Here is a 24,140-nt window from a genome sequence, read left to right as displayed (position 1 = left end):
CGGGCAAGAGTAGCCTCACCCTGAGGACGTAACAGGACAGCCAAGGGAGCCGGAAAATGGCTGGATGGAATGCCGATACCGCAGCCGGTCCATTGGGCGCCGGGACAGTCACCCTGGTTGAGGGCACTTCCTTCTGCATCTCGCTGCCCAGCGGTGACATCAGCCCGGAACATCCACATGGCCTGTTCTTCCAGGACACCCGCATCCTCTCCGCGTGGGGACTGACCGTGAACGGGCAGCCGGTGGAACCCCTGACCGCCCAAACGAAGGAACCCTACCGGGCAATCTTCGCCGGCCGTATCACCATGTCCGACGGATACGCGGACAACCCGCTGATCGTGGAACGCACACGGGAAGTGGGCGTTGGCATGGTGGAGCACATCACCGTGCGCAACTACTCGGCGAACCCGGCGGAGTGCCTCATTTCCATCACCGTAGGTTCCGATTTCGCCGATGTTTTCGAGGTGAAGGAAGCGCGCGTCCATACGCAGTGGGAAGAAAGCCGCGAGGTCCATGCCAAGGCGCTGACGATTCGCGCCCGCTGGCAGGAAGTCCGGAAGTCCGTCGTCGTAAGTTCCGATGTCGCTGAAGCGGGCCGTGAAGGTTTCGCGTACCGGACGACTATCCCGTCGCGGGGACAGTGGGGCACCGAATTTTCCGTGATGCCCGGGCTGGATGGGGCGGCGCCTGCAGCCCCAGTGGTGCGTCCCGCCGTCGGCGAACTGTCCCGAAGTGATCGACGCCGGCAGGAATGGGTGGCTAAGATTCCCGTCCTGCAGATGGGCAACCACTCCATCGAGAGGACCTTGCGTCGGAGCTATGACGATCTCGGCGCCCTCCGCATTGAGGATCCCGCCCACCCGGAAAGAGTGGTGGTGGCCGCCGGAGCGCCGTGGTTCATGACCCTGTTTGGGCGGGACTCGTTGTGGGCGTCGGAAATGGCCATGCCGGTGGATCCCTCGCTGGCCTTGGGGACGTTGCAAACGTTGGCTGAGCGGCAGGGCAGGGTGGTGGACCCCGTAAGCGAAGAAGAGCCGGGCAAGATCCTGCATGAGGTCCGACTGGACGTCTCCAGCAGCCTCGCCTTGGGTGGCAAATCCATCTACTACGGCAGCATCGATGCCACTCCCCTGTTCGTGGTGGTCCTGGGTTCGGTGAGCCGCTGGGGCTTCGCAAAGGACACCATCGCCGCACTGCTGCCCCATGCAGACCGAGCCCTCGATTGGATCCGGGAATACGGAGACAGGGACGGCGATGGATTCGTCGAGTATGAGCGACTCAACGATCGCGGGCTGATCAACCAAGGGTGGAAAGACTCATGGGACGGGATCAACTTCGCGGATGGGCGGCTCGCCGAGCCGCCCATCGCCCTGTGCGAGGTCCAGGCGTACGTCTATGACGCGTACATGGCCCGGGCCTGGATGGCTTACGACGGCGGCGACGCACCCTTGGCGCGCGAACTCGCCGACCGTGCGGCCCAGTTGAAAGCACGTTTCAACGAGCAATTCTGGATGCCGGACCGGGGCTACTATGCGATCGCATTGGACGGCAACAAGCGGCAGGTGGACGCGTGCGCCTCCAACATGGGGCACTGCCTCTGGGTCGGCTTGGTGGACGACGACAAGGCGCCTCTCGTAGCTGAACGGCTGATGTCACCTGAGATGTTCAGCGGCTGGGGCGTGCGCACGCTGGCAACCGATATGGGTGCCTACAACCCGGCCAGTTACCACAACGGATCCGTCTGGCCGCACGACAATGCAGTCATCGCGGCGGGGCTGATGCGCTACGGATTCGTGGAGGAAGCTCAACGAATCGCCACAGCCCTGCTGGATGCAGCCGACTACTCCGAGGGCCGCCTCCCAGAGCTGTTCTGTGGGTTCAGCCGGGAGCAGTACAGCGAACCGGTGCCCTACCCCACAGCCTGCTCACCCCAAGCCTGGGCAGCGACAACGCCCATCCAGTTGATCACGAGCCTGATGAGGTACGACGCCCACGTTTCCCACGGCGGGTTCTGGATGGATCCACAACTGCCGGCCTCTTTCGGCGACTTACACATCACTAACGCTCCGATGGCGGGTGGCAGGGTCACCATCGACATTTCCGGTTCAGTCCCCAGAGTGCGGGGCCTGCCGGATGGGATGGTGTTCCATCAAGGCCATCGGCCGTGGCTGACCGAACTCGTGGAACAGGCAGGGCTGTGGCTGATAGACAAGGGGCGGCAACGCTACGCGCGCCTAGGAGACTGGAAGTAAGACAGTTTCCCCCGCACGGCCGCGGCTGGCCTCCTCGCGCAGAATCCACACAGTCGGAACCCCGCCCACGGCGGGCATCACCTGACCCTCGGTGATGAACGTAGGGGCCTCTTCATTCCAACGTAGTGACCACCATCCGGTCTTAGGGCAGTGGTGACCCGTGCTGGCCGTCTCAAAATGGTCCGGGGCAGCTGCATAAGGGCGTCGCTTTTTCATGGGATTTCCTTCGTCTACTTGACGGGTTTGGGGTGGGAAGAGAACATGAATCCACCTTAGCAATTGTCAACAATCTACGAAAGAGTTCGACGGGAGGAGTTTTGGCTCGCTACTGCGCCGACCCACTTCATGGCTGGATGTACCGCTACGAGCCAAGCTCCCGACGGCCACTGATGACCGCAAATCGCATCAATCCGCATGCTTGTGGAGCCTTACGCTGCTGGGCTTGCTGCCCCGACATTGCGGGAGGCGGAACGGCTTCGGCTCAAACAGACCATCGAGGAACTTTACCGGGCAACGGACACGAACGATATTCCGGCGAGCATTGATGCCCACCTTCGATTCCACGGGCTCTTCTATCAATTTTCCGGAAACTCGGCCCTGCACAGTCTCCGGAATGGTTGGGAGAACAACCTGCGTCTCTACTTCGCGGCGGATCATCCTACTTACAGCGACTTGCATCAGATCGCCGTTGAACACGACAAGTTGGCTGAGCTTGCTTTGGACGGTGACATCGAGGGCTACCGCAAGGAAATGCGGAGTCAATTCCACAACGCGCTGGGCGCTCAAACCCCGGACCCGGCTTAACGTCAAGCGGGGGAAGCCTGCCGGCAAAGCCGGCAGGCTTCTGGGTTCGAAGAGTGAATCCCTGGGAAGTCAGTGTCGTCAGAAAGAGGTCAATCATGGCCAGCCCCGCCACACGGCAGCAAAAGATGAGTCCGACGGCGGTACGGACCGCCGGCGCTTACAAGCAGCTGATGATGTACGCCGGCGGAGTAGTCATGGCAGCACCTGCACTGGCATGGGGCCTGTTGGTACCAACCGGCATCATGTAGGGCCCAAGCAATAGCCTCAAGGCCCAAGAGCTGCCGGCACCACTGATCGGCCGGCGTAGGGTTTGCGCCTTGCACACCACCGCAACCGGTAGCCCGAGAGACGGGCGCAAAAGCGCAAAGTCTTCACGAAACCTAGGCAGGGCCACCCTACAGGTGGCCCTGCCTGAGGCTTTTATAATCCGGCCCTCCTACAACGGCTGAATCCAGCAGTCGTCTCCATGCATCAGGACTATCCGGCTTAGATCACCGCGCCGACGTGCACCACGGCGTTCAGCTCCTCAAGGGTTGGCGGATTTGCTCCCGCGCGCTGCACAGTGATGGCCGCGGCCGCAGCGGCAGTGCGTCCAAGCTGCTCCAGAACGGCCGGGGCGAATCCGTCGCTTGGACTATTAAGCAATCCCAGAATCAGGGCGGACATGAAGGAGTCTCCCGCACCGATGGTGTCAGCAACCTTGGTTTTCACGGCGGGAACGGTGACGTCAAAGCCCGGGGTGCTGAGGTAGGAACCTTCGGGGCCTTTGGTGATGACTGTTAGGCCGGTACCCAGCCCCAGGATGTGAGCGGCCGTCTCGCCAATACTCATACCCGGGTATAGCCACTGCGCATCCTCGTCGCTGAGTTTAACGACGTCGGTGAAGGTCACCAGGTCCTCGAAGACCGCTTTCGCTTCCGCATGGCTGCCAAGCAGGTCCGGGCGGATGTTGGGATCGTAAGTGATCACGCAGTGCCGGTGGGCTTGTTCCAGCAGGGACTTTACCGCACCGGCGCCCGGCTCAAGGAAAGTGGCAATGGACCCGGTGTGCAATATTTTCGGGAAGAAGGCATGGGTCTGGGGCGCCAGATCCCAGAAGATATCGAAGTCGTAATGTGCGGAGCCATCGGCGGCTACGGTTGCCGTGGCAGATGCCGTGCGGACGAGGGTTTTTGATCCCGGCAGGACCACTACTCCAGCGCCACTGAGATGCTCTTCTATGCGCCTCCCCCACGCGTCCGGGGCGATGGCAGTCAGGAGGCCTGTGGTGACACCAAGACGTGCGAGTCCGTAGGCGACATTGGCCGGCGACCCGCCAGGGTGTTCCTCCCTTCGGCTCCCGGTGGTAACAACGTCGATAAGTGCTTCACCGACCACCATCACATCAAGCTCCGGATGCGGTAGGTCTGAGGCAATGTTGGGGTAATTCATCAGAGGTCTCTTCTTTCCAGGGGCGGGCTACGGCGTGGCCTTGAGCTCACGGATGGTCAGGTTCCGGAACGTGGCCGCTCCTTCATGGGCGTAGAGGCGGATGCCGTCATCGCCTTCAAGCGGGAAGACCCGGTGCGAGTGCACTACACGCCCATCGCCAATGAACACCTCCACGCTGGTGCGGTCCACCAGGATGCGTAGCGTGAGTCTCCCGGTGGAGGGGTCCACCGGGGTTTGGGTTTCGCCGGCAGTGGGGTTGATGGTGGGGCGCCGATTGACGTAGGTAAACGGGCCGCGCAGGAAGGCACCTGCGGCCACATGCCTGCCTCCACTCGGCGCACGGCATACCTCCAGCCCGAGATTGGCCGGCGGTGCCGCCGGGTCCCACACCAGCTCGCAGCTCAGATCGTAGGCGTTCGAGCGGATCGTCAGGTCATGCGTGCCCGCAACTGCCACATCACCCAGTCGATGGGTGCGCTTCACGTGGTCTCCCAGTGCAGACGTGGGGGTGGATGCGAGGTAGTAGGCCCCGTTTCCACGCTTGAGCCGGACATCGCGGACGATCATGTCATCTCCGTTGTAGCCGTCAGTGGCAAGGGTTGGGGTGTTGTGGGGGTAATCCCAGAAGTTTGCCCAACCAATCGCCCGGCGGAGGGTTGGGTCCTCCGCTCCCGACCCATCGTGATGCGGATACGTCACTGCGCCATAAAAATCGAAACCATAGTCCAGCCACTCCGGCTCGGCATGGTCGGGGCTGAATGAACTGCCGTCGAAAGCTCCAGTCCAATACGCATATGTCGCAGGCAGCCCGCGGCCCTTGCCGTTGGCGCTGGTACCCAGGACCCAGTGGGAGGTGCCGTCGTCGGCCGTCATCCTGAAGAGGTCAGGGCACTCCAGCAGACCCAAGTCGCTGCGAAGAAATTCGCCAACACGCTTCCAGGACCGCAGGTCCGGGGAGGTGTAGAAACCAAGCTTTTGCCCTTCTGCGTTGGCCATGAACCACCGGCCACGGTCCTCGTCCCAGATCACCTTGGGATCACGGAAATCATGGACCCCTGGGTTGGGCAGCACCGGCGCCTGGCCGCCGGGCTTGAAAGAGCGCCCCCTGTCCTTGGAGTACCAGAGGTACTGCGCTTGCCGGCCTTCGGGCGCCTGGGTAACAAGGGCTACGACCGCGCCCGCCCCGTATCCCGCCGAGTTTCGCTCATCGACCACCATGCAACCGGACCAGCAGTCACCGTTGCCGTTGCTGAACTTGGGTATCGCGACCCCGCGGTCCCGGAATGCGACATGATCGGTGGTGGTGGCACGGCGCCAGGATGTGCCGCCCCCGCCCTTGATGTAGTCAGCGTTGTACAAGTAGTAGTAGTGGTACTCCCCGTCCAGGTAGATGGGTCTCTGGGGATCGTTCTTCCAGTTGTCAGGCACGCTGAAGTGATAGACCGGCCGCATCCGGGATGATCCTTTCGAAGGGCTGCCTGCCGCCGCGGCGGGGCCACTGGACAGCGCCATGGACCCGCCCAGCGCTGCTGCACCAGCCCCGGTCAGGAGGCCGCGGCGGGAGATTGATGGTGTTTTTTCCATGGGTGTCACTTCCGTTCCGGCAGGAGGCTACGGGTCTCTTCAAAGACTCCGGCCATGGTCCAAGCGTCGAATGAGAGGAGCCGCGCCGAACCCTCCGTGGCGGCCAGCGTCACGCGCTCACCGCCGAGGGTCGGGTAGATACGGGCTGTGAGCGGTTTTCCGTTGGCGAAAATTTCGACGGCGGACCGGTCCACCAGGACACGCAGGCGAACACGACCGTCAGTCATGGGAAGGGCGCCGGACTTGTCCTCCACATCCACGGATGGGTTGAGGCTGCTGCGCGTGCGATCAAGGCGGAGTGTGCCGGTGGGTGTTCCGTCAGCAGCCCGGCTCAGCACGATCACCGTTTCCTCAGCACCGTCCGTGGACACCAGCACTCCGAGCCGAACCTCCGCTCCGGGCGCCAGTTGCACGTCCAACTCCAGGTCCAGCTGGTTGCCGGACACACCCGTCGTCACGGACGTTCCCGCCCCCACCAACACCTGGGCCGGAACGCTGACGTGATCGCTGCGCAGTTTCGCGATTTCGGGGACCGGTGAAAACGCCAAGGTTCCATCCTTGGCCACGGTGGTGACGCGCGGAAGGCTCATGACGCCTGACCAGCCGGCTTCCACCATTGCTGCGTCGCTTCGTCCTTCCTGCATCCAGCCGAACATGACGCGTCGGCCGGACTCATCCTGGAAAGACTGCGGTGCATAGAAGAAGCGGCCTCCATAGTCCAGCCTGTGCAACGCCTCCGGCTCGAAGGCATCCCCGGCGTAGCGGCCGGTCCAGTACAGCGGGTGGCGGGTTTCGCCGTCGTCCCATGCGGAGAAAACCAGCACGTCCGGCGAGCCATCAGCGGGTGCAGACCCCAACGATCCCTGTCCTGCCCGGAACAGATCGACGCACTCCCACATGGTCCCGGTCCAGTCAGTGTCCGCAGGATCACCCAGGGACGCATCGCCGATGAACAGCGGCCCGAGGTAGTCCCAGGACCGCAAGTCCCAAGACTCATACAAGAACGCCGTGCCGCCGAGGTGCCGAATCCCCGAACCCACCAGTTGCCGCCACTTGCCGTCTTCGCGCCATACACAGTGATCGCGGTACGCCGTGATGTCGACGCCGGCCGGCGGGGCGCCAATGACAGGATTTCCTGGATCCTTGGTCCACTTCAGCAGGTCCGGTGATCCTACGGCGACGCAGGGCAGTTCCTTGTCCTCATACCGCCCCGAGTACACCAAGGTGGGCGTACCGCCGTCGTTCACCAACACCCCCGACCAGCAGCCCTCGGCGTCCGGTCCCGCGGAAGGTTCCAAGGCCACGGGCTGATCAGTCCAGGTGACCAGGTCCGTGCTGGTGGCATGGCCCCACTGGATACGGTGGTGGAAAGCACCCTCAGGGTTGTACTGGTAGAACAGGTGGTACGTGCCGTTCCATTGACTGACCCCGTTGGGATCGTTGAGCCAACCGGCCGGCGAGACGAAGTGGAATCGTGGGCGGAGGGGGTCGGCCTCGGCGCGGGACAGCAACTCATCCCGCGGAATGGTGGCGAGCGGGTGGGTAAGTTCAGTCATGCGGAAGCCTCTTCTTGAGCGTTCGACGCCGGGTGGCTGGATTGCAGTGGTTCACTCGCCAAGGCATGGCTGCCGGCAGCGGCCCACGGCCTGTAGAGGTGGCAGCGGACCCAGTGACGGTTTTCGGGGTCGCCAACCTGATGGCGCACAGGTTCTTTGGACGAGCATGCTTGGTTCGGATCGCCGTGGAACGCGCACTGCTTCGAGGCCATGACCGCTTGCCGCAATTCTGCCCTGCGGACCGGATCATACGAGCCTGCACGGGCAGGGTCCGGGACAGCTGAAACCAGCAGTTGCGTGTACGGGTGCGCAGGATTGGCCAAAAGGTCCAGGGACTCGCCTTCCTCCACCAATTCGCCGGCGAACATGACCGCGGTCCGGTCCGCCAGGTACCGTGCGGACGCGAGGTCGTGGGTGATGTAGAGCATGGAGATGCCCTGCTCGTCGCGGAGCTTGCGCATCAGGTTCAGCACCCCGATCCGAACTGAAACATCCAGCATGGAGGTGGGCTCGTCGGCCAGGATGACCTGCGGTTCAACGGCGAGGGCCCGGGCGATCGCAACGCGTTGGCGCTGTCCGCCGGAGAGCTCGTGCGGATACGAGTTCAGCATGTCCGCCTGCAGGCCAACGGTGGTCATGAGTTCTTCAAGCCGCCTTTGGGTCTCGCTCTCAGAACCGCCGCTCCTGCCGTGGATCGCCAACGAGCGCCGCAGGAAGTGATCCATCCTGTGGGCCGGGTTCAGTGAACCGAAGGGATCTTGGAAGACCATTTGCAATTGCGATCGGAAGGCGCGCGAGGCTTGGAACCGGTCGCGCTTGAGGACGTCGACGCCGTCAATCAGGATCTCCCCCGAGCTCGGCTTTTCGAGCCGCGCTACACAGCGGGCCAAGGTGCTCTTGCCGGAACCGGACTCCCCCACGAGCGCCACGATTTCGCCCGTGCCGATAGTGAGATCGATCCCGTGCAGGGCGCGGACAGAATCGCGGGCGAACAACCCTCCAATGGGGAAAGTCTTTCCCAAACCGCGAATCTCCAGGGCAGGGGTGCCGGTGTTGGACACGGCCGATGGGGTCATCAGTGAGTGGCTCATCGTGCAGCCCCTTCCAGGTTTGCGGCATCAGTAACCGAAGCGTCGGCACCAAACGGGGCCACAAAATGGCCGGGTGCCACCTCGGCGAGGTCCGGAATATTCCGGAACTTCACGCCGTCGGGCAGGCCGGTTAGCGGAACACGGGGACCGGTGAGCGGCGGGAAGGCGCCCATCAGCGCCTGGGTGTAAGGGTGGCGAGGGGTGGCGTACACATCCTGGGCCTTCGCGGTCTCCACAATCCGGCCGCCGTACATCACGGCCATGCGGTGCGAGAGTTCCACCATGAGGGACATGTCGTGCGTGATGAAGAGGACGGAGAAACCGAGCTCGCGCTGGAGTTCCTTGATTTGCGCCATGATTTCTTGCTGTACCACCACATCCAGGGCGGTGGTGGGCTCGTCCAGTATCAACAGGGACGGCTTGAGCGCCACGGCCATGGCGATGACCGCACGTTGACGCATGCCGCCGGAGAGCTGGTGCGGATAGGACTTGAGCCGGGCGGGATCGATCCTTACCAGTTCCAGCAGCTCACCGGCACGCCGCATTGATTCCTTGCGGGAGTAGCCGGCATGGGTGGTGAAGATATCCACGATCTGTTCGCCGATGGTCAGCACCGGGTTGAGCGAATTCATGGCCGACTGGAACACCATGGCTACGTCCTGCCAGCGGAAGCGCCGCAGCTCCTCCGGGCTCATGGCCAGGACGTCCTTTCCACCGAAGGAAATGCTGCCGCCGGCAATCTTCGCCGGATCCTTCAGGAGCCGCATGATCGAGTTGGCAATGGTGGACTTCCCGCAGCCGGACTCCCCCGCGAGGCCGAATACCTCACCGGTGCCAATGCTGAAGGAAACGTGGTCGACGGCGGTGGTCGAGCGGGTGTCGCCGATGTACTTGACCGTGAGGTCCTTGACGTCAAGCACAGGTTCGTGGGAGCCGAAGGAAACTTGGGAGATGGTCATTTGGCGGCGCTCCTTTCAGTGTCTTTCGGGGTCTTGATCTTTCGGAGCCGCGGGTTGGTGACCTCATCCACGGCGTAGTTGATGAGGGCAAGGGCGAACGCCACCAGTGCGATGCAGACGCCGGAGGGTACAAAGACCCACCAACTGCCGGTCAGCAAGGCGCCTTCATTGCCGGCCCAGAAGAGGTTGTTGCCCCAGGAGACCGTGCTGACGTCGCCCAGTCCCAGGAACTCCAGGCCTGCTTGTGCGCCGATTCCGTAGATCACGCAGGCAAGGAGGGTACCCATGACGATCGAGGCCATGTTGGGCAGGATCTCGCGGAACATGATCCTCCCGGCCCGTTCGCCGGACACGACGGCCGCGGCCACAAAGTCCTTGGAGCGGATGGACAACGCTTGTGAGCGCAGGACGCGCGCTGAACCGGCCCATCCGGTGACCACCAGGACGAGGATTACGGTGCCCAGGCCGGGCGGAAGGAAGGCGGCCAGGATGACCAGCAGCGGCAGGCCGGGCAGGAGCAGGAAGACGTTGGTGACCAGGGACAGGGCTTCGTCAATGAATTTGCCGAAGTACGCCGAGGCCAAGCCCACCAGGATACCGATGAAAGTGGAGGCTACGCCCACCGTCAGTCCCACAAACAGGGAACTTCGTGAGCCGTGGACAGTCAGCGCGAGCACGTCCTGTCCTTTGGCGGTGGTGCCCAGCCAGTGCTCAGCCGATGGTTCCAGGGACGCCATGGCGGTAATCCTCGAAGGGTCGCCGGGAAACAGGACAGGTGCCAGTAAAGCCAATGCAATGAAGATGACCATCACGGCCATGCCCGTCAGCGCTTTCTTGTTGCTGATGAGGCCGTGAACGAAGCTGCGGTTGGGCTTACGGACAGCCGGTGCTGGAGTTGGCTGCTTCAGAAGTGCGGTAGTCATGATCAGTCCTCTAGTTGCTGCGCACGCGCGGGTCGAGGCGGACATACAGGATGTCCACCAGGAAGTTGGCAAGCAGAACAGCGGCGGTGATGGTCAGGAACAAGCCCTGCATGAGCGGATAGTCGAGGCCTTGCACAGCGTTGAGGAGCTGGTAGCCGACGCCGGGGTAGGCGAACACCACCTCTGTGAGCAGGGCACCGCCCACCACGAATCCCAGTCCCATACCGAAGCTGGTCACCGACGGGAGCATGGCATTGCGTGCTGCGTAGCGGAGCATGATCCGGCCCGGGCGGAGTCCCTTGGCTTCGGCCATGGTGATGTAGTCCTCGGAATTGGTGGCGATCATGGTGTTGCGCATGCCGAGCATCCAGCCGCCGATGGAGACCAGCACAATCGTCAGCGCGGGCAGCACAAGGTGCGCACCGACGTCGCCGATGAACTCCCAGGTGAACGCCGGCTCCAAACCGTCCGTAAACGCGTGCCGGATCGGGAACCAACCGAGCACCACGCCGAACAGGTACAGCGCCCCCATCGCAAGCCAGAAGTAGGGGAACGAACCGATGAAAACCAGCACGGGTGGGAGCGCGGAGTCGATCGCGCCTCCGCGCCGCCATGCGGCAAGGATGCCCAGCAGGTTACCCACGACGGCGGCAATCACCAGTGCGGTTCCGCCCAGTAGGAGTGTCCAGCCGATTTGGGACGAGATGACCTCGGTGACCGGAGTGGGGAAACGGGAGATGGAGACACCCATCTGCCCGGTGAAAATGTTGTGCATGTAGTCGATGTACTGCTCCCACATGGGCCGATCATCAACACCCAGCAGTTTGCGCAGGGCCTCGATCTGTTCGGGTTGCATTCGGTCTTGGGAACGGGCGAACATGCGGGACACGGGGTCGCCCGGCATGAATCGCGGGAGCATGAAATTCAGGGTGATGGATGCCCAGAAGGCGATCAGGTAGAAACCCAGGCGACGCAGGATGAAGCGCACGGTTTCCCTCCATTCGGGAATTGCGGAAATGTGGGGGCACGCCCGGCGGTTGGCCGGTCAGCGGCGGAGCCGCCGGGCGTGCGGTGTGAGGCCTGGAGGGCCTAAGTCCGAGGAAGAGGGACTACTTGCGCGGTTCCAGCGTGGTCAGGACCAGCACCGTTGTAGGTGAACGCACGGAGAGCGTGGCGTACGGGTTGTCCTCGGTGGGCCAGCCAGTAAAGCGGGTGTCGTTGAAGGCACCCCATTCAGGGCCGGAGAACAGCGGCACCAGCGGTGCGACGTCGTTGTACTCTTCCTGCAGCTTGTTGGCGATGTCCTTTTGCTTGGATTCGTCGGCCTCTGCGGCGAAGTCGGACAGCAGGGCATCGGCCTTCGTGTCGCCGAAGCGGTGGTAGTTATCAAACGTCTTGGTGCCTACCGGCTTCACAGTGGCGGTGCCCATGGAGGTGTTGAAGTACTTGTAAGGGCTGGGATCGTTGGCGCTCCAGACGATCCCGGAATCGAAGTCGCCGGTCTCGTAGCCGGCCACCACTGCAGCCCAGTCGGGGGACTCCACCTTGGCAGTGACGCCCACCTCGGCCAGGTTCTGCGCGATGACGTTGGCCACGGACAACCAATCGGAAGAAGTCGCGCCCACGGAGATCTTGAACTCGAAGGGCTTGCCGTCCTTGAACGTGCGCTTCCCGTCGGCTCCCTTGGGATAACCTGCCTTGTCCAGCAGCTCGTTGGCCTTCTGCACGTCGTGGTTGGTCCACGTGCAGTTGTCCTTGACCGCGGCGTTCTTCCAGGTCTCATAGTTCCCGGAGAGTCCAGTGCAGTCCGCCGGCTTCGCGTATCCGCTCATGCCGATCTTGGTGACCTGGTCGCGGTCCACGGCCATGCTCAGTGCTTTGCGCACGTCAACGTCGTTGAACGGCGCTTTGGTGGTGTTGAGTTGCCAGTTGATCATGGCGCCAGTGGCCGGGAACCAGTACTGACGGTGTTCCTTGTCCTTGGAAACGAAGGTCTTTTCAATGTTGGGAATGTACTGCGGAGCCCAGTCCACGTCCCCGTTCGCGGCGGCGAGGTTGGCGCCGTCGTTTCCTGCGAAAGCGAGCATCTTGATGCCGGCGATCTTCTGCTTCCCAGGCTGCCAGTAGTTGGGATTCTTCTTCAGCACGAAGGACTGGGCCTGGAAAGTATCCACTTCTGTATAGGGTCCGGTACCTACCGGCTTGGCGTTCGCGTCCTTTTCCGGGTCCGGCAACGCGGACCAAATGTGCTTGGGCAGGATGCTGAGTTGGCCGACGTCGTAGAGGGCTGGCGACCACGGCTTGTTGAAGGTGAAGGTGACTTTGTTGCCCTCGGCCGTGACGGTGTCCAGATACTCAAAGCCGCCCTTGATCTTCTTCTGGAGCTCGAACGTGTAGGCAACATCGTCAGCCACGAATGGCTGCCCGTCGGACCACTTCACGCCGTCACGAAGGGTGAAGGTGACCGATTTGCCGTCCTCTGCTGCCTTCCACTCGGTGGCGAGCCACGGCACCGTGTCGCCCTTTGCCGGGTTGAAGATCAGGAGGGATTCGTAGATGGACTGCTGAACCATGGGATTAACCGTGGGTGCGAACGGGTTGAAGTTCTGCACGAAGGTGCCCATGTCCTCACGCGGGATAGTGAGGAACGCGCTGGCGTTCGCTCCCGCGTCGGAGGTCCCTGTCTTGGCGACGTTGGCGGTGCAGCCGGTGAGCAGCATCGCGCCCACTGCAAGGCTTGCCGCTGTCATCCGGGCAGCCCGGAAGTATCGGGGTTGTGTCATGATGGTTATCTCTTTCCTATCTTCATCCGCTAGGTGAAGGGGTGGGTAAGGGTTTGCTCTTCGACGTTGATTTCGCGGTCAGACCGAAGAGCGTTCTAGCAGCGGACAGCCGACCAATTGCTGGTCGGCAAGGATCGGCTGTCCTGCTGTAAGAGCGGCGAGTGTCTGGACACCCAGGGCGCCCATTTTTTCGAAAGGCAACGCAACGGTAGTCAATTTCGGCCGGAGGTAGGCCGCAATGAGTTCCTGGTTGTCGAAGCCGATCACGGCGATGTCCCCGGGGATGGTCAGTCCCCGTTCTTTGATGGCGTCATAGGCGCCCATCGCCATACGGTCGTTGAGGCAGAACAGCGCAGTCGGCCTGTCGCTTTCCGGGTAGCGATCCAGGATCCGGCACGCGGCGTCGTAGCCCCCGTCGGCCGTTGCATATCCGGACACCACCAGTTCCGGATCCAGCTCCAGTCCGGCGTCGGCGAGTGCTTCGCGGGCACCTTCCAGTCGCCCCACTGCAGCAGGAATATCTGGGTCAAGGTTGATGACGCCAATCCGGGTGTGGCCGGCTTGGAGCAAATGTTCCACCGCCACGCGACCACCACCGCGCTCGTCAGGGACGATCGAGGGCAACTTTCCGTCTGCGTCGAAGCAGTTGATCAGGACGGTGGGTACTTCATTGGCACTGACCGGAACGTGGACGCCCCGGTGAAAGGTGGCTGCGTACAGGAGTCCTTCCACTCGTTGTTCCAGCAGCTTTTCGGTTGCAGCATCTTCCAGCCCCTGGTTGGGTCCTACGGCATCGGCCTGGTCGGAGGGCGCGATGAGCAGGAACCGGCGGTCAAGCCAGGCTTGGTCCTGGGCTCCTTTGATGATGTCGACGGCGAAGGGTGCAGTGACGATCTCAGTGACAATTCCGTACCAATCACTGCGTCGGGACGCGAGCGCGCGAGCGCCGGCATTGGGGCGGTAACCCAATTCCTGCACGGCGTCGTTGATCCGGGTGCGGGTTTCCTCTGAAATGCTTGCGTTCTCGCGGTTACTCAACACAAACGAGACTGCAGTGCGGGAGACACCGGCGTGCTTGGCGACGTCCTTCATGGTGACGCCCCGCTGCCGTACGGGTACGGTCTCGCCTGGGGTGGTGCTTTTCGCCATCGAATGCTCCGGGATTTCTTCGATCTGAGTCTTCACCAGACTCTCGTAGTCTGGTGTGTTCGGCGGGGAACCCTGGTTCAGTAACGCGCGTTACCTGCCGGACATGTGACTCAGGTTACCCGCGTTACTTCATGTGTGTCAACACCCCGCACCGCGCAGGTCAGCGCAAGGCGTCCGACACGGATTTGGCGCCTCCATGGCTGCTTTGCCCACCGTCTACTGGAAGGTCCACGCCGGTGACGAAAGCGGCCATGGGACTGAGGAGGAAAAGCACGACGGCGGCTACTTCCTCGGGCGTACCCGTGCGGCCGAGTGGGGTCTCGGCTATGGTCGCTTTCCTGAACGCGGGATTGGCACCTGCGGTCATGGGTGTCTCGATGAATCCCGGATGAACGGAGTTCACCCTGATCCCCCGGGCTCCAAGCTCCGTGGCGGCAGCGATGGTGAGACCTCGCAGCGCCCACTTGCTGGCAGTGTAGGCCACCGGGTAGTGGCCGGTGAGGGCTGCCACCGAGCCGACATTGACGATCGAAGCCCCCGGCGCCATCAGCGGGACGCAGGCCTGCATCCCCAAAAGGGCACCGGTCACGTTCACGTCCGAGACCGCAGCGAGGTCGGCAGGGGTTGCCTCAAGCAGGCGGCTGCGGCGGGTGATCCCGGCGTTGTTGACCAAGCCGTCCAGGCCGCCGCATCCATCCCGGACGAAACGGGACAGAGCCGTCCACGCGTCGGGCAGCGTGACGTCAAGTGGTCGATAGGCAATCCGCTCAAGGTGCTTCGTGACCACTGCCTCCAGGGCAGTGGACGGTTCCGGGGTCAGGTCCGTTGCGATGACTGTGGCCCCGGCCGTGACCAGCATCAGGGCTTCGGCCAGGCCCTGGCCGCCATTGGCACCCGTGACCACGACGGTCCGGTCGGTCATATCAATCACTGCAGATTGGTCCTTCGTTGCTTGAAAGTGTCAGCCGGGCAGAACAGCCGACCAGCCGCCGTCGACCATGAGGTTGGTGCCGGTGACGTAGGAAGCGTCATCGGAAGCGAGGAACAGCGCGCACTTTGCTACCTCCTCCGCTTCACCAACCCGGCCGAGAGGAATGTGGGCGGCAATGCTCCGCATGGGATGGTCTTCGGCCAAGAGGTCCGCTTCGGTGGCTGGCGTACGGATCATGCCCGGGCTGACGCAGTTCACGCGGATCCCCCGGGGTGCCCCTTCTGCGGCAAGTTGCTTGGTCATAGCCACCACGGAACCCTTGGTTGCTGTGTGTGCCAGCCGGCCGTTGGTGACCGAGCCGGTCACTCCTGCCGTCGAGCCGACAAGTACGACGGCGGATTGGCCGGCTTTGCTGAGCAGCGGCCAAAAGTGCCGCACGGGAAGGAAGACGACGTCCACCTCGTGCCGGAAATTCCATGTCCAGTCCTCGTAGCTGATGTCCTCCAACGCCGCGAAGCGAGTGGCAGCAGCATTGGCGTACAGCACATCTACGCGGCCATGGTATTGGAGCACGAAATTCGCCCATTCGAGCACGGAAGCCCCGCTGGTCAGGTCAACACCGCGAGCCGCATCCGCCTGACCGCCCATGGCGCGGATGGCTTCCACCGTTGCCTCTGCCCCTTCGAGATCGAGATCGCACCCCACCACGATTGCTCCCTCACGGGCGAACAACAGGGCTGCCGCCCGGCCTTGTCCTGACGCGATACCGGTGATCACCGTTATCTTCCCTGCGAGTCGGAGCGGCGGTGCGGTGGTGTCGGGTGTCATGCCTCCATCCTCCGGTCAGGGGAACTATTGAAGAATGGCCCGTTTCGGATACGAACTATCCATGACGTGGATAGCCCTCGCGTCAGTTACTGGAAACTGCCGTGACCGTGATCGGATGTGCCTTCACCGGAAAGATTTCATGAAGCTGGGAACAAGCGCGCTGCACCACAGAGCGGAGCCAGACGTTTGCAGGGTCCTCCGTCTGCGAGGGATGCCAATACATCGCCTCCACCAGGGCGGCCTCCAACTCCTCGGCGAACTCGAGAACCTCAATGGATGCCCCGCGCTGCGCCCTGGAGGCCAGCATGCGCGGTACCAAGGCCACCAGATCCGTGCCTTCAACCAACAACGGCAGTGACAGGAAGCCCGCCACCACGGCCGCCACCCGGCGTCGGACACCCCGGGACTCGAACAATTTGTCCGCCGGCGTGCTGATGCCCTCACCGAAATACCCGACGGCGTGGGGAACTTCAACAAGGTCCTCCAACGTCAGCGCGGGCAAGGTCAGGAGTGGATTTCCCGCGTCGGCCACAGCCACGAAGCTGTCACGGAACAGCTGCTTGGAATCACCCTTCATGCGGTACCCGGTGGGGCCCACCAGCAGGTCCATGCGTGAGTACTCAGCGAGATCGCCCCGCAGGCCCGAGGTGGGTACGAAGTCCACCACCACGTGCGGTGCCTCCTGTTGCAGGATTCCGCGCAGGGGCCCCACGATGAGCGCGGCCGCATAGTCGGACGCCGCAATGACGAACTCCCTTTCGCTCGTAGCGGCATCGAAGCCTGACCGAATGCGTGTGGCCCGCTGGACGTGAAGCATGGCTTCATCGACCAGCGGGACCAATGATTGTGCGAAGGGAGTGAGATCGTAGGTGCGGCCATTCCGAACCAGCAGTTCGTCGTCGAAATGCCTTCTGAGCCTGGCCATCGCCGCACTGGTAGCCGGCTGGCTGAGCTGGAGCCGTTCCGCTGCCCGGGACACATTCCGCAGTTCCAACAGAACCTGCAGTTGGGGCAACAGGTTCAGGTCCAGGTTCTTCATTCCCATAGGTTATCCAGCCAGCGGGATTTTAGTGGCTGATCGTGACCAACCGTGGCCCGCGGACCAGGGTAACTACCAAGGCAAGGACGCACGCCATGCCCAACGCCCCGATTGCCAGGCTGAGGTTTCCCAATGCGGCAGCCGCAGCTCCGAGGACGATCGGCGTGAGGAATTGGCCGATGAACAGGCTGCCGGTCCAGATGCCGGTCCCGCGTCCCCGCTGGGCATAGTCCAGGCCGTTGACTGCCCAGGTCAGCAGCGTCGGCAACAGCACCCCCGTGCCAGCGCTGGCGATGACGGCGCCCGCGATCGCCAGGGGCACGTTCCCGGCCAACGAGACCAGGCAAAGCCCGACGGCAGCAAGGCCAAAAGCGCCGATCAGCAGTTTCCGAGTGCCCAGCTTGGCAAGGTACCGGAAGGAGATAGCGCCCGCTGCAGTGGCCAACGAGGCGATCGCAGCGGCACCGCCAATGAGCCCGGTATCCGTCACGCCCAAACCTGTGATCACATACGGCAAGTGGACGATCAACGCGTAGAACACGATGCCACCGAACAGCGTCACAGCGGCCGGGGTGCCAATCTGCCGCCACGGCACAGGCTGTTTCGTCGTGGTTGTGGGCTCGATTTCTGCAGGTTCCCACAGCTTGAGGACCATGGGGATCACCAGCACGGCGCTAACCGCATAGAGCCAGAACGGAGTCCGCCAGCTGATGCTGCCCAGGGCGCCGCCAAGGGCAAAAAACGCAGTGGCCGCCAGCGCGCTGACCATGGTCTGGAGACCGAGGTACTTGTTCCGCTGCTGCCCCGAGTAATAGTCGGTGATCAAGGTGGTGCAGCAAGTCATGATGGCCGCCTCGGCAATTCCTACGCCGACTCTCGACACAGCGATGGCACCGAGGGAATCCAGCCACAACGGTGCTGTCCCAAAAAGGGCGTACGCAAGCATCGCAAAGATGAGCAGCTGCTTGCGCCCGACGCGATCAGCGACGTAGCCGGCCAGTGGCGAGAACAGCGCTACGAACAAGGCCGGAAGGGTGAGGACCAGGGGTACGAGGATGGCGACGCCGGGGGTATCGGCAAAGACCTGGTTCAGGGTGGGGAGGACAGGTGCCAGCAGGACTGCGCCGAGTACGGGCATGCAGCTGCCGGCGACCAGCAGTGCGGCCTGTGTCTTTCCGGCCGTTCGGTTGTCAGCTGGTGGGCGGGTCTCGGTCGCAGTTGGATCCGTGGTGCTCATTGGTGTTCCTTCGCCTTTGAAGATGATCCCCCAAAAGTGGCAGAGGTGCCGGGAGGGACTGCACTCACTGTGGCAAGGGGTCTGCAGGCGGAGAATAGCGGTTTCCGTATAGCTGCTATTTGTTCGGTTGATGGGTGGTTTCCCTGGGTGGGGCTGAGGGTGCCACGGAAGGCACCATTAGTATTTGTGCGGCGGATAGTTGCTATCAGATAGTTGCCCTTCTCCGAATACGTGACGTGGCTCATGGTTGTTACAGGACCTGCAGGTCACTGTCCGAGCCATCAGTATTTAGAAGGAATTCATCGTGGAAACTCCCCTCTCCCATCTTGCCCACCTCGAAATCACCACTCCGGACGTCGAAGCCTCGGCACGGTTCTACGAGGAAAAGTTCGGCATGCGCATCATCGACCGCGTGGATGGCAACGTCTACTTGCGGTGCTGGGGCGATTACTACCGTTACAGCCTGGTCATCACCGAAGGCCCCGAAGCATCCTTGGGTCGGATGGCGTGGCGCACAAACTCCCAGTCCGCGCTGGAAGCCGCAGCAGCCCGTGTTGAAGCAACCGGCGTGCAGGGCAGCTGGACTGCCGGTGGCCACGGCTTCGGCAAGGCCTACGAATTCACCGGCCCTTACGGCCACCACATGCGCCTGTTCTATGACGTGGAGAAGTTCGTCGCCGAGCCCGGCTTCGAATCCACCTACCCGGACCGTCCCGAGCGCCGCAGCAGCCACGCCGCCGCACCCCGGTTCCTGGACCACGTCACGGTCGCTTCCTCCGACGTCCGGGGCTTTGCCAAGTGGTACAACGAAGCCCTGGGCTTCCGCGTCATGGCCTTCGTGGACCTGGATGAAGCACCCATCACCGTCTTCTCCGTGCTCACCACCAACGAGAAGTCCCACGACCTCGGCGTCGTCCTGGACACCTCCAACCGCGCCGGCCGCGTCAACCACATCGCCTTCTGGGTGGACGCCACCGAGGACCTGCTCCGCACCGCCGACGTGATGATGGAAAACGGCACCCCCATGGAATACGGCCCGTCCATCCACGGCGTGGGCGAGCAGAACTTCCTCTACTTCCGTGACCCCTCCGGCCTGCGCGTGGAACTGAACTCCGGCGGCTACCGCAATTACGTCCCGGACTGGGACGCCAATACCTGGAAGCCTTCTGAAGGATCCAACAACTTCTACAAGAACGGCGCCATGCCGCACTCCATGACCGAGTCCTTCCCGCCCGCCGAAGGTTTCACTGCCACAGAGGAAGGCGCTTCCGCTGAAATGAAGGAAGCACTCCTGAACCCCTACGCAAAGCAGGGCCGGGGCTAATGACGCAGGCACACTATGCACTGGTCCGCTTCCAGGAACCAGGTTCAGGTAAACCGCGGGCTGGTTTGCTGGTCGGTGACCGCGTCCTGCCCCTGGACAGTGACATCAACTCCCTGATCCAGCACTGGGAAACCACCGCAGGCGAGCTCGACCAACTGGCCGCAACAGTTGGCGCCGAAGCAGGCCTGCCGCTGTCCGGCGTCGAGGTCCTTGCCCCGGTTGAACCGGCGCAGGTCCTGCAGACCGGCGCCAACTACCGCAAGCATGTGATTGACCTTGCGGTGGCACATCGCGACGCCGGCCAGGACGCAGAAGAGGTGCGCGCCAAGACCGCTGCCATGATGGATGAGCGTGCTGGGCAGGGAACGCCGTACTTCTTCATCGGCCTCCCGACGGCGATCGCGTCCGCCACGGACGATCTCACCCTGCCGGGCTACAGCAAATCCCACGACTGGGAACTGGAACTCGCCGCGGTGATCGGCAAGGAAGCCTTCCGTGTCAGCCCCGAAGAGGCCCTTGAATATGTCTTTGGGTACACCATGGTCAACGACATCACTACGCGCGAATATGTGTTCCGCAAGGACATGCCCGCCATTGGTTCGGACTGGTACCGCGCCAAGAATGCACCGGGTTTCCTGCCCACCGGTCCCCTGCTGGTGCCTACCAAGTTCTTTGGTGACCCGCAGGATGTCCAGGTCACGCTGAAGCTCAATGGCAAGGCCATGCAGGACGAATCGACTCAGGACATGATTTTCGGTGTCGCCAAGCTTGTCAGTGAAGCATCGCAGATCATGCCCCTGAAGCCCGGTGACTTGGTCCTGACCGGCAGCCCCGCGGGCAACGGACAGCACTGGGGCAGGCTCCTCCAGGATGGCGACGTCATGGAAGGCACCATCACCGGACTCGGAACCCAACTCATCCACTGCAAGGACGAACAGTGACCACTGAAGCAGCGAACGCTTCCCTGATCCAGCGCTCCGATCCGCTGGCCAGCATTGCTGCGGCTGCTGAAACATACAACAACTGGGGACGCTGGGGCGAAGACGACGTTCTAGGAACGCTCAACTACATTGACAACGCCAAGCGTGTGGAAGCAGCTTCCTTGGTGACCACGGGCGAGGCGTTCTCCTTGTCGCAACCGTTCGACACCAACGGCCCGCAGAAGGGGTGGCGTCGCCGGACCAATCCGGTGCACACCATGACGGACACCGGCGTGGACGCGGAACGAGGCAACCAGGGATTCCCGCACGGTTTCGGCGGGGCTGATGACGTCATCGCCATGCCCTTGCAGTGCTCCACGCAATGGGACGGGCTGGGACACATCTTCGACCGGGGCAAAGCCTGGAACGGCCGTGCCGCTGGGGACGTCGTGACCTCGGAGGGCGACCTCGTCACCGGAATCGAGACCGCCGCGGCCAAGATCGTGACCCGCGGCGTGCTGCTCGACGTCGGCCGTGCACTCGGCCCGGAGCTGGGCCGCGATGTCGGGGAGCTGCCGGATGGATTTGCCATCACCCCGGAGCACTTGGAGCGCACCATCGAACGTCAGGGCCCCAGCTCCACCGTTCGCCGCGGAGACATCGTGGTGATCCGGACCGGGCAATACGCCCGGGTCCGCCGTGAAGGCTGGGGCGACTATGCCGGCGGTTCCGCTCCGGGGCTGTCCTTCACTACGGCGGCGTGGCTGCATGCCTCGGAGATCGCGGGAATCGCCACGGACACCTGGGGCTTCGAGGTCCGGCCCAATGAGTTCGAGGGCGCTTTCCAGCCGCTTCACCAGATCGCCATCCCCAACCTGGGGTTGTTCCTGGGTGAAATGTGGGATCCGGATGCATTGGCCGCAGCATGTGCTGCCGACGGCAAGTACGACTTCATGCTCACCGCCGCCCCACTGCCCATCACCGGGGCTGTCGGTTCACCGGTCAATCCCATCGCCGTCCGGTAACAGGTCCAGTTGTCAGGTTGAGGACCAATGAAGGTCCCGGAGCTACAGACAGCAGCACAATAGGCAGTAACGCCGTCACCACAAAGGAGTCAAAGATGGCAGCAGTACAAAAGGTTGGAATCGTCGGAGCGGGAGCTGCGGGACTGACCGCCGCCATCCTCCTCGCCGACGCGGGCGTCGACGTCGAGATTCTGGAGAAAGCCGCCGAGCCGCAGACGCTGGGTTCGGGCATCACCTTGCAGGGCAATGCCCTGAGGATCCTGCGCGAACTCGGCGTCTGGGAGCAGGTGGAAGCGAAAGGCTACCCGTTCAGTACCCTGGGCCTGCGCGCCCCCGATCCGGCCGGAAGTGTCATGGCCGTGTTGGAAGACATCCGGACCGGTGGTGACGATCTTCCAGCCACGCTTGGAATGTATCGCCCGGACCTGACTGCGATCCTGCGTGAACGCGCCTTGCAGGCGGGCACCCGCATCACCTACGGCAAAACGGTCACCGACATAGAGGACGACGGCGACAGCGTCACCGTCCATACCTCCGGCGGCGGCAGCTCCCGCTACGACCTCCTCATCGGTGCCGATGGGCTTCATTCCGCAGTCCGCAAGGCCATCGGCATCGACGTCGAACCCCAACCAACCGGCATGGGCATCTGGCGGGCCTTCGTGGAACGCCCCGAGGACGTGGTGCGGACCGATCTCACCTACGGCGGCCCCTGCTTCATTGCCGGGTACTGCCCCACCGGCCCCGACTCCATCTACGCCTACCTTGTAGAAAGGGCGCAAGAACGCAAGCACGAGGACGGTCCTCGCATCATGACCGAACTCGCGGCAGCCTACGGCGGCCCGTGGAACGAGATCCGCGCCAATCTGAACCACAGCGCGCGCATCAACTACACCTGGTTCACCACGCACTTGGTGGATGGACCCTGGAACCGCGGGCGCACTGTGATCATCGGGGACGCCGCCCACAGTTGCCCACCGACGGTCGCCCAAGGCGCCGCCATGGCCTTCGAGGACGCTGCGGTGCTCGCCGAACTTCTCATGTCAGCCGACCACGTCACGGAAACCCTCTGGAAGGAGTTCACCGACCGCCGGTTGGAGAGGGCTACGGCCGTCGTCAAGGCCTCAGTCCAGCTTGGCCAATGGATGCTGGATGGCGTGCGCGACGCCAACGTTCCCGGCCTCATGAACTCGCTTTCCACGATGTTGAAGGAACCCGCATGAGCACCCGTCCCTCCGAAGCGCCGGCACCTACGGTCGACGTGCATGCCCACATCCTGATTCCGGCTGTCCAGCAACGTGTGGTGGAGGCCGACGCTGACGGTTTCGCTGCCCTCCAGGCCTTGGAAATGCGGCGGAACGGCCAGGAGTCGCTCGCTGCATCGGGGCGCATGATCAAAGAACGGTGGCCTCAGCTCACGGATTTGGATCGTCGTCTGGCGGACATGGACGCTCAAGGAGTGGATGTCCAGCTCGTCTCGCCCTCGCCGTCGCACTTCTACTACTTTGCCGGCGAAAAGCTGTCCTTGGAGCTCGCCAAGCAGGCAAATGATGCAGTTCGCGGTTTCGTGGACCGCGCACCCGAGCGGCTCAACGGCCTTGGCCTCGTCCCCCTCCAGCACCCGCAGCACATGGTCGAAACCCTGGAACATGCCGTACTCGAAGGTGGACTCCTTGGTGTGGAGATCGGCTCCTTTGCTGCCACTCCGGCAGACCCTGAACGCAGCACCGTGGAGCTCTCCGATCCGCGGCTTGAGCCGTTCTGGAGCCGGGCAGAAGAACTGGGCGCCATTGTCTTCCTCCACCCGTTCGGCTGTTCCCTGGACGAACGACTGGATCGCTTCTACCTGGCTAATACCGTCTCCCAGCCTGCCGAGAACGCCGTCGCACTCTCCCACCTGATTTTCAGCGGAGTCCTGGACAGGCACCCGAACCTCAAGATTGTGGCCGCCCATGGCGGGGGCTATCTTCCAACGACCATCGGACGTTCCGACCACGCGTGGAGGGTCCGGCCGGAGGCGAAGCGGTGCGCCGAACCGCCGTCGACGTATCTTCGAAAGATCTTCTTCGACTCCCTGGTGCATAGCCCCCGCGAACTCCGCGCCCTGGTGGAGGCGGTCGGCCCCGGGCAGGTGCTGCTCGGCTCGGATTACCCATTCGACATGGGCTCGGAGCAACCTGTTGACGATGTCCACGCAGCCGGGCTCCCCACGGCCGACGCCGCCAGAGTTCTTGCCGGCAATGCCGCGGCCCTCGGCATCACCGCCTCCGCAGCTCTCGCCGCCCGCCCCACAGCCTAAGGAAGAAC

At 63.0% G+C, this 24,140-nt stretch carries 21 protein-coding genes; 8 read left to right on the top strand and 13 right to left on the bottom strand.

What is annotated here, in order from left to right:
• Window positions 1–56 precede the first annotated feature (56 nt).
• From J3D46_RS15725 to J3D46_RS15715, 3 genes are all read left to right on the top strand, one after another.
• Window positions 57–2,252, top strand: coding sequence for a glycogen debranching N-terminal domain-containing protein (locus tag J3D46_RS15725; RefSeq protein WP_253468127.1), 2,196 nt, complete (start codon window positions 57–59; stop codon window positions 2,250–2,252).
• A 399-nt stretch (window positions 2,253–2,651) separates the two neighbouring features.
• Window positions 2,652–3,056, top strand: coding sequence for an FCD domain-containing protein (locus tag J3D46_RS15720; RefSeq protein WP_308292042.1), 405 nt, complete (start codon window positions 2,652–2,654; stop codon window positions 3,054–3,056).
• A 95-nt stretch (window positions 3,057–3,151) separates the two neighbouring features.
• Window positions 3,152–3,304 carry a hypothetical protein gene (locus J3D46_RS15715; protein ID WP_253468125.1) on the top strand — a complete coding sequence of 51 codons (153 nt, stop codon included), beginning with the start codon at window positions 3,152–3,154 and terminating at the stop codon, window positions 3,302–3,304.
• 238 nt (window positions 3,305–3,542) lie between these two features.
• Here J3D46_RS15715 and J3D46_RS15710 read toward each other — a convergent pair whose 3' ends face one another.
• The 13 genes from J3D46_RS15710 to J3D46_RS15650 form a co-directional block, all read right to left on the bottom strand.
• Window positions 3,543–4,487, bottom strand: coding sequence for a carbohydrate kinase (locus tag J3D46_RS15710; RefSeq protein ID WP_253468124.1), 945 nt, complete (start codon window positions 4,485–4,487; stop codon window positions 3,543–3,545).
• Between the two features lie 27 nt (window positions 4,488–4,514).
• Window positions 4,515–5,939, bottom strand: a complete 1,425-nt coding sequence (locus tag J3D46_RS15705) for a glycoside hydrolase family 32 protein (RefSeq protein WP_308292041.1) — start codon at window positions 5,937–5,939, stop codon at window positions 4,515–4,517.
• A 137-nt stretch (window positions 5,940–6,076) separates the two neighbouring features.
• Window positions 6,077–7,627, bottom strand: coding sequence for a glycoside hydrolase family 32 protein (locus J3D46_RS15700; protein WP_253468122.1), 1,551 nt, complete (start codon window positions 7,625–7,627; stop codon window positions 6,077–6,079).
• On the bottom strand, window positions 7,624–8,718 hold the full coding sequence (locus tag J3D46_RS15695) for an ABC transporter ATP-binding protein (RefSeq protein WP_231340174.1): 1,095 nt from the start codon (window positions 8,716–8,718) through the stop codon (window positions 7,624–7,626). The genes J3D46_RS15700 and J3D46_RS15695 overlap by 4 nt, the downstream gene beginning before the upstream one ends.
• Window positions 8,715–9,677 carry an ABC transporter ATP-binding protein gene (locus J3D46_RS15690; protein WP_231340175.1) on the bottom strand — a complete coding sequence of 321 codons (963 nt, stop codon included), beginning with the start codon at window positions 9,675–9,677 and terminating at the stop codon, window positions 8,715–8,717. The genes J3D46_RS15695 and J3D46_RS15690 overlap by 4 nt, the downstream gene beginning before the upstream one ends.
• Window positions 9,674–10,600 (bottom strand): ABC transporter permease, encoded by a 927-nt coding sequence (locus J3D46_RS15685; RefSeq protein WP_159698803.1) that lies wholly within the window; start codon window positions 10,598–10,600, stop codon window positions 9,674–9,676. The genes J3D46_RS15690 and J3D46_RS15685 overlap by 4 nt, the downstream gene beginning before the upstream one ends.
• Window positions 10,601–10,610: 10 nt before the next feature.
• Entirely contained in the window at window positions 10,611–11,588 is a 978-nt protein-coding gene (locus J3D46_RS15680; RefSeq protein ID WP_231340177.1) for an ABC transporter permease, read from the bottom strand.
• A 121-nt stretch (window positions 11,589–11,709) separates the two neighbouring features.
• Window positions 11,710–13,383: an ABC transporter substrate-binding protein gene (locus J3D46_RS15675; protein ID WP_253468121.1), complete on the bottom strand. Its 1,674-nt coding sequence runs from the start codon at window positions 13,381–13,383 to the stop codon at window positions 11,710–11,712.
• Window positions 13,384–13,461: 78 nt separating this feature from the next.
• Window positions 13,462–14,532: a LacI family DNA-binding transcriptional regulator gene (locus tag J3D46_RS15670; RefSeq protein WP_269215654.1), complete on the bottom strand. Its 1,071-nt coding sequence runs from the start codon at window positions 14,530–14,532 to the stop codon at window positions 13,462–13,464.
• Window positions 14,533–14,692: 160 nt separating this feature from the next.
• A complete protein-coding gene (locus tag J3D46_RS15665) occupies window positions 14,693–15,454 on the bottom strand; it encodes an SDR family NAD(P)-dependent oxidoreductase (RefSeq protein ID WP_253469234.1) in 762 nt (253 codons plus the stop codon).
• A 39-nt stretch (window positions 15,455–15,493) separates the two neighbouring features.
• Window positions 15,494–16,291: an SDR family NAD(P)-dependent oxidoreductase gene (locus tag J3D46_RS15660; protein WP_253468120.1), complete on the bottom strand. Its 798-nt coding sequence runs from the start codon at window positions 16,289–16,291 to the stop codon at window positions 15,494–15,496.
• A gap of 82 nt (window positions 16,292–16,373) precedes the next feature.
• Complete coding sequence (locus J3D46_RS15655) at window positions 16,374–17,330, bottom strand: LysR family transcriptional regulator (protein ID WP_253468119.1); 957 nt, start codon at window positions 17,328–17,330, stop codon at window positions 16,374–16,376.
• 28 nt (window positions 17,331–17,358) lie between these two features.
• Window positions 17,359–18,567 carry an MFS transporter gene (locus J3D46_RS15650; RefSeq protein WP_253468118.1) on the bottom strand — a complete coding sequence of 403 codons (1,209 nt, stop codon included), beginning with the start codon at window positions 18,565–18,567 and terminating at the stop codon, window positions 17,359–17,361.
• 304 nt (window positions 18,568–18,871) lie between these two features.
• Here J3D46_RS15650 and J3D46_RS15645 point away from each other — a divergent pair, with 304 nt between their 5' ends.
• The 5 genes from J3D46_RS15645 to J3D46_RS15625 all read left to right on the top strand — a co-directional run bounded on the left by J3D46_RS15645 (window position 18,872) and on the right by J3D46_RS15625 (window position 24,132).
• Window positions 18,872–19,891 (top strand): VOC family protein, encoded by a 1,020-nt coding sequence (locus J3D46_RS15645; RefSeq protein WP_253468117.1) that lies wholly within the window; start codon window positions 18,872–18,874, stop codon window positions 19,889–19,891.
• On the top strand, window positions 19,891–20,832 hold the full coding sequence (locus tag J3D46_RS15640; protein WP_253468116.1) for a fumarylacetoacetate hydrolase family protein: 942 nt from the start codon (window positions 19,891–19,893) through the stop codon (window positions 20,830–20,832). The genes J3D46_RS15645 and J3D46_RS15640 overlap by 1 nt, the downstream gene beginning before the upstream one ends.
• Window positions 20,829–21,836: a cyclase family protein gene (locus tag J3D46_RS15635; protein WP_253468115.1), complete on the top strand. Its 1,008-nt coding sequence runs from the start codon at window positions 20,829–20,831 to the stop codon at window positions 21,834–21,836. Before J3D46_RS15640 ends, J3D46_RS15635 begins: the two co-directional genes overlap by 4 nt.
• 95 nt (window positions 21,837–21,931) lie before the next feature.
• The gene (locus J3D46_RS15630) at window positions 21,932–23,056 is read left to right on the top strand and encodes an FAD-dependent monooxygenase (RefSeq protein ID WP_253468114.1); all 1,125 of its coding nucleotides are present in this window, start codon (window positions 21,932–21,934) and stop codon (window positions 23,054–23,056) included.
• The gene (locus J3D46_RS15625) at window positions 23,053–24,132 is read left to right on the top strand and encodes an amidohydrolase family protein (RefSeq protein ID WP_253468113.1); all 1,080 of its coding nucleotides are present in this window, start codon (window positions 23,053–23,055) and stop codon (window positions 24,130–24,132) included. Before J3D46_RS15630 ends, J3D46_RS15625 begins: the two co-directional genes overlap by 4 nt.
• Window positions 24,133–24,140: the final 8 nt, after the last annotated feature.

It is taken from the genome of Paenarthrobacter sp. A20 (assembly GCF_024168825.1).
GTDB lineage: Bacteria > Actinomycetota > Actinomycetes > Actinomycetales > Micrococcaceae > Arthrobacter.
The sequence above is the reverse complement of the archived record's forward strand: the minus strand, read 5'-3'. Positions and strand labels throughout refer to the sequence as shown.

Bases quoted from the DNA above. Each gene is read 5' to 3' on its own strand.
- J3D46_RS15675 (WP_253468121.1), bottom strand. From the start codon at position 13,383: ATGACACAACCCCGATACTTCCGGGCTGCCCGGATGACAGCGGCAAGC.
- J3D46_RS15715 (WP_253468125.1), top strand. From the start codon at position 3,152: ATGGCCAGCCCCGCCACACGGCAGCAAAAGATGAGTCCGACGGCGGTA.
- J3D46_RS15630 (WP_253468114.1), top strand. From the start codon at position 21,932: ATGGCAGCAGTACAAAAGGTTGGAATCGTCGGAGCGGGAGCTGCGGGA.
- J3D46_RS15705 (WP_308292041.1), bottom strand. From the start codon at position 5,939: ATGCGGCCGGTCTATCACTTCAGCGTGCCTGACAACTGGAAGAACGAT.
- J3D46_RS15625 (WP_253468113.1), top strand. From the start codon at position 23,053: ATGAGCACCCGTCCCTCCGAAGCGCCGGCACCTACGGTCGACGTGCAT.
- J3D46_RS15685 (WP_159698803.1), bottom strand. From the start codon at position 10,600: ATGACTACCGCACTTCTGAAGCAGCCAACTCCAGCACCGGCTGTCCGT.
- J3D46_RS15725 (WP_253468127.1), top strand. From the start codon at position 57: ATGGCTGGATGGAATGCCGATACCGCAGCCGGTCCATTGGGCGCCGGG.
- J3D46_RS15650 (WP_253468118.1), bottom strand. From the start codon at position 18,567: ATGAGCACCACGGATCCAACTGCGACCGAGACCCGCCCACCAGCTGAC.
- J3D46_RS15700 (WP_253468122.1), bottom strand. From the start codon at position 7,627: ATGACTGAACTTACCCACCCGCTCGCCACCATTCCGCGGGATGAGTTG.
- J3D46_RS15665 (WP_253469234.1), bottom strand. From the start codon at position 15,454: ATGACCGACCGGACCGTCGTGGTCACGGGTGCCAATGGCGGCCAGGGC.
- J3D46_RS15690 (WP_231340175.1), bottom strand. From the start codon at position 9,677: ATGACCATCTCCCAAGTTTCCTTCGGCTCCCACGAACCTGTGCTTGAC.
- J3D46_RS15710 (WP_253468124.1), bottom strand. From the start codon at position 4,487: ATGAATTACCCCAACATTGCCTCAGACCTACCGCATCCGGAGCTTGAT.
- J3D46_RS15695 (WP_231340174.1), bottom strand. From the start codon at position 8,718: ATGAGCCACTCACTGATGACCCCATCGGCCGTGTCCAACACCGGCACC.
- J3D46_RS15640 (WP_253468116.1), top strand. From the start codon at position 19,891: ATGACGCAGGCACACTATGCACTGGTCCGCTTCCAGGAACCAGGTTCA.
- J3D46_RS15660 (WP_253468120.1), bottom strand. From the start codon at position 16,291: ATGACACCCGACACCACCGCACCGCCGCTCCGACTCGCAGGGAAGATA.
- J3D46_RS15670 (WP_269215654.1), bottom strand. From the start codon at position 14,532: ATGGCGAAAAGCACCACCCCAGGCGAGACCGTACCCGTACGGCAGCGG.
- J3D46_RS15655 (WP_253468119.1), bottom strand. From the start codon at position 17,330: ATGAAGAACCTGGACCTGAACCTGTTGCCCCAACTGCAGGTTCTGTTG.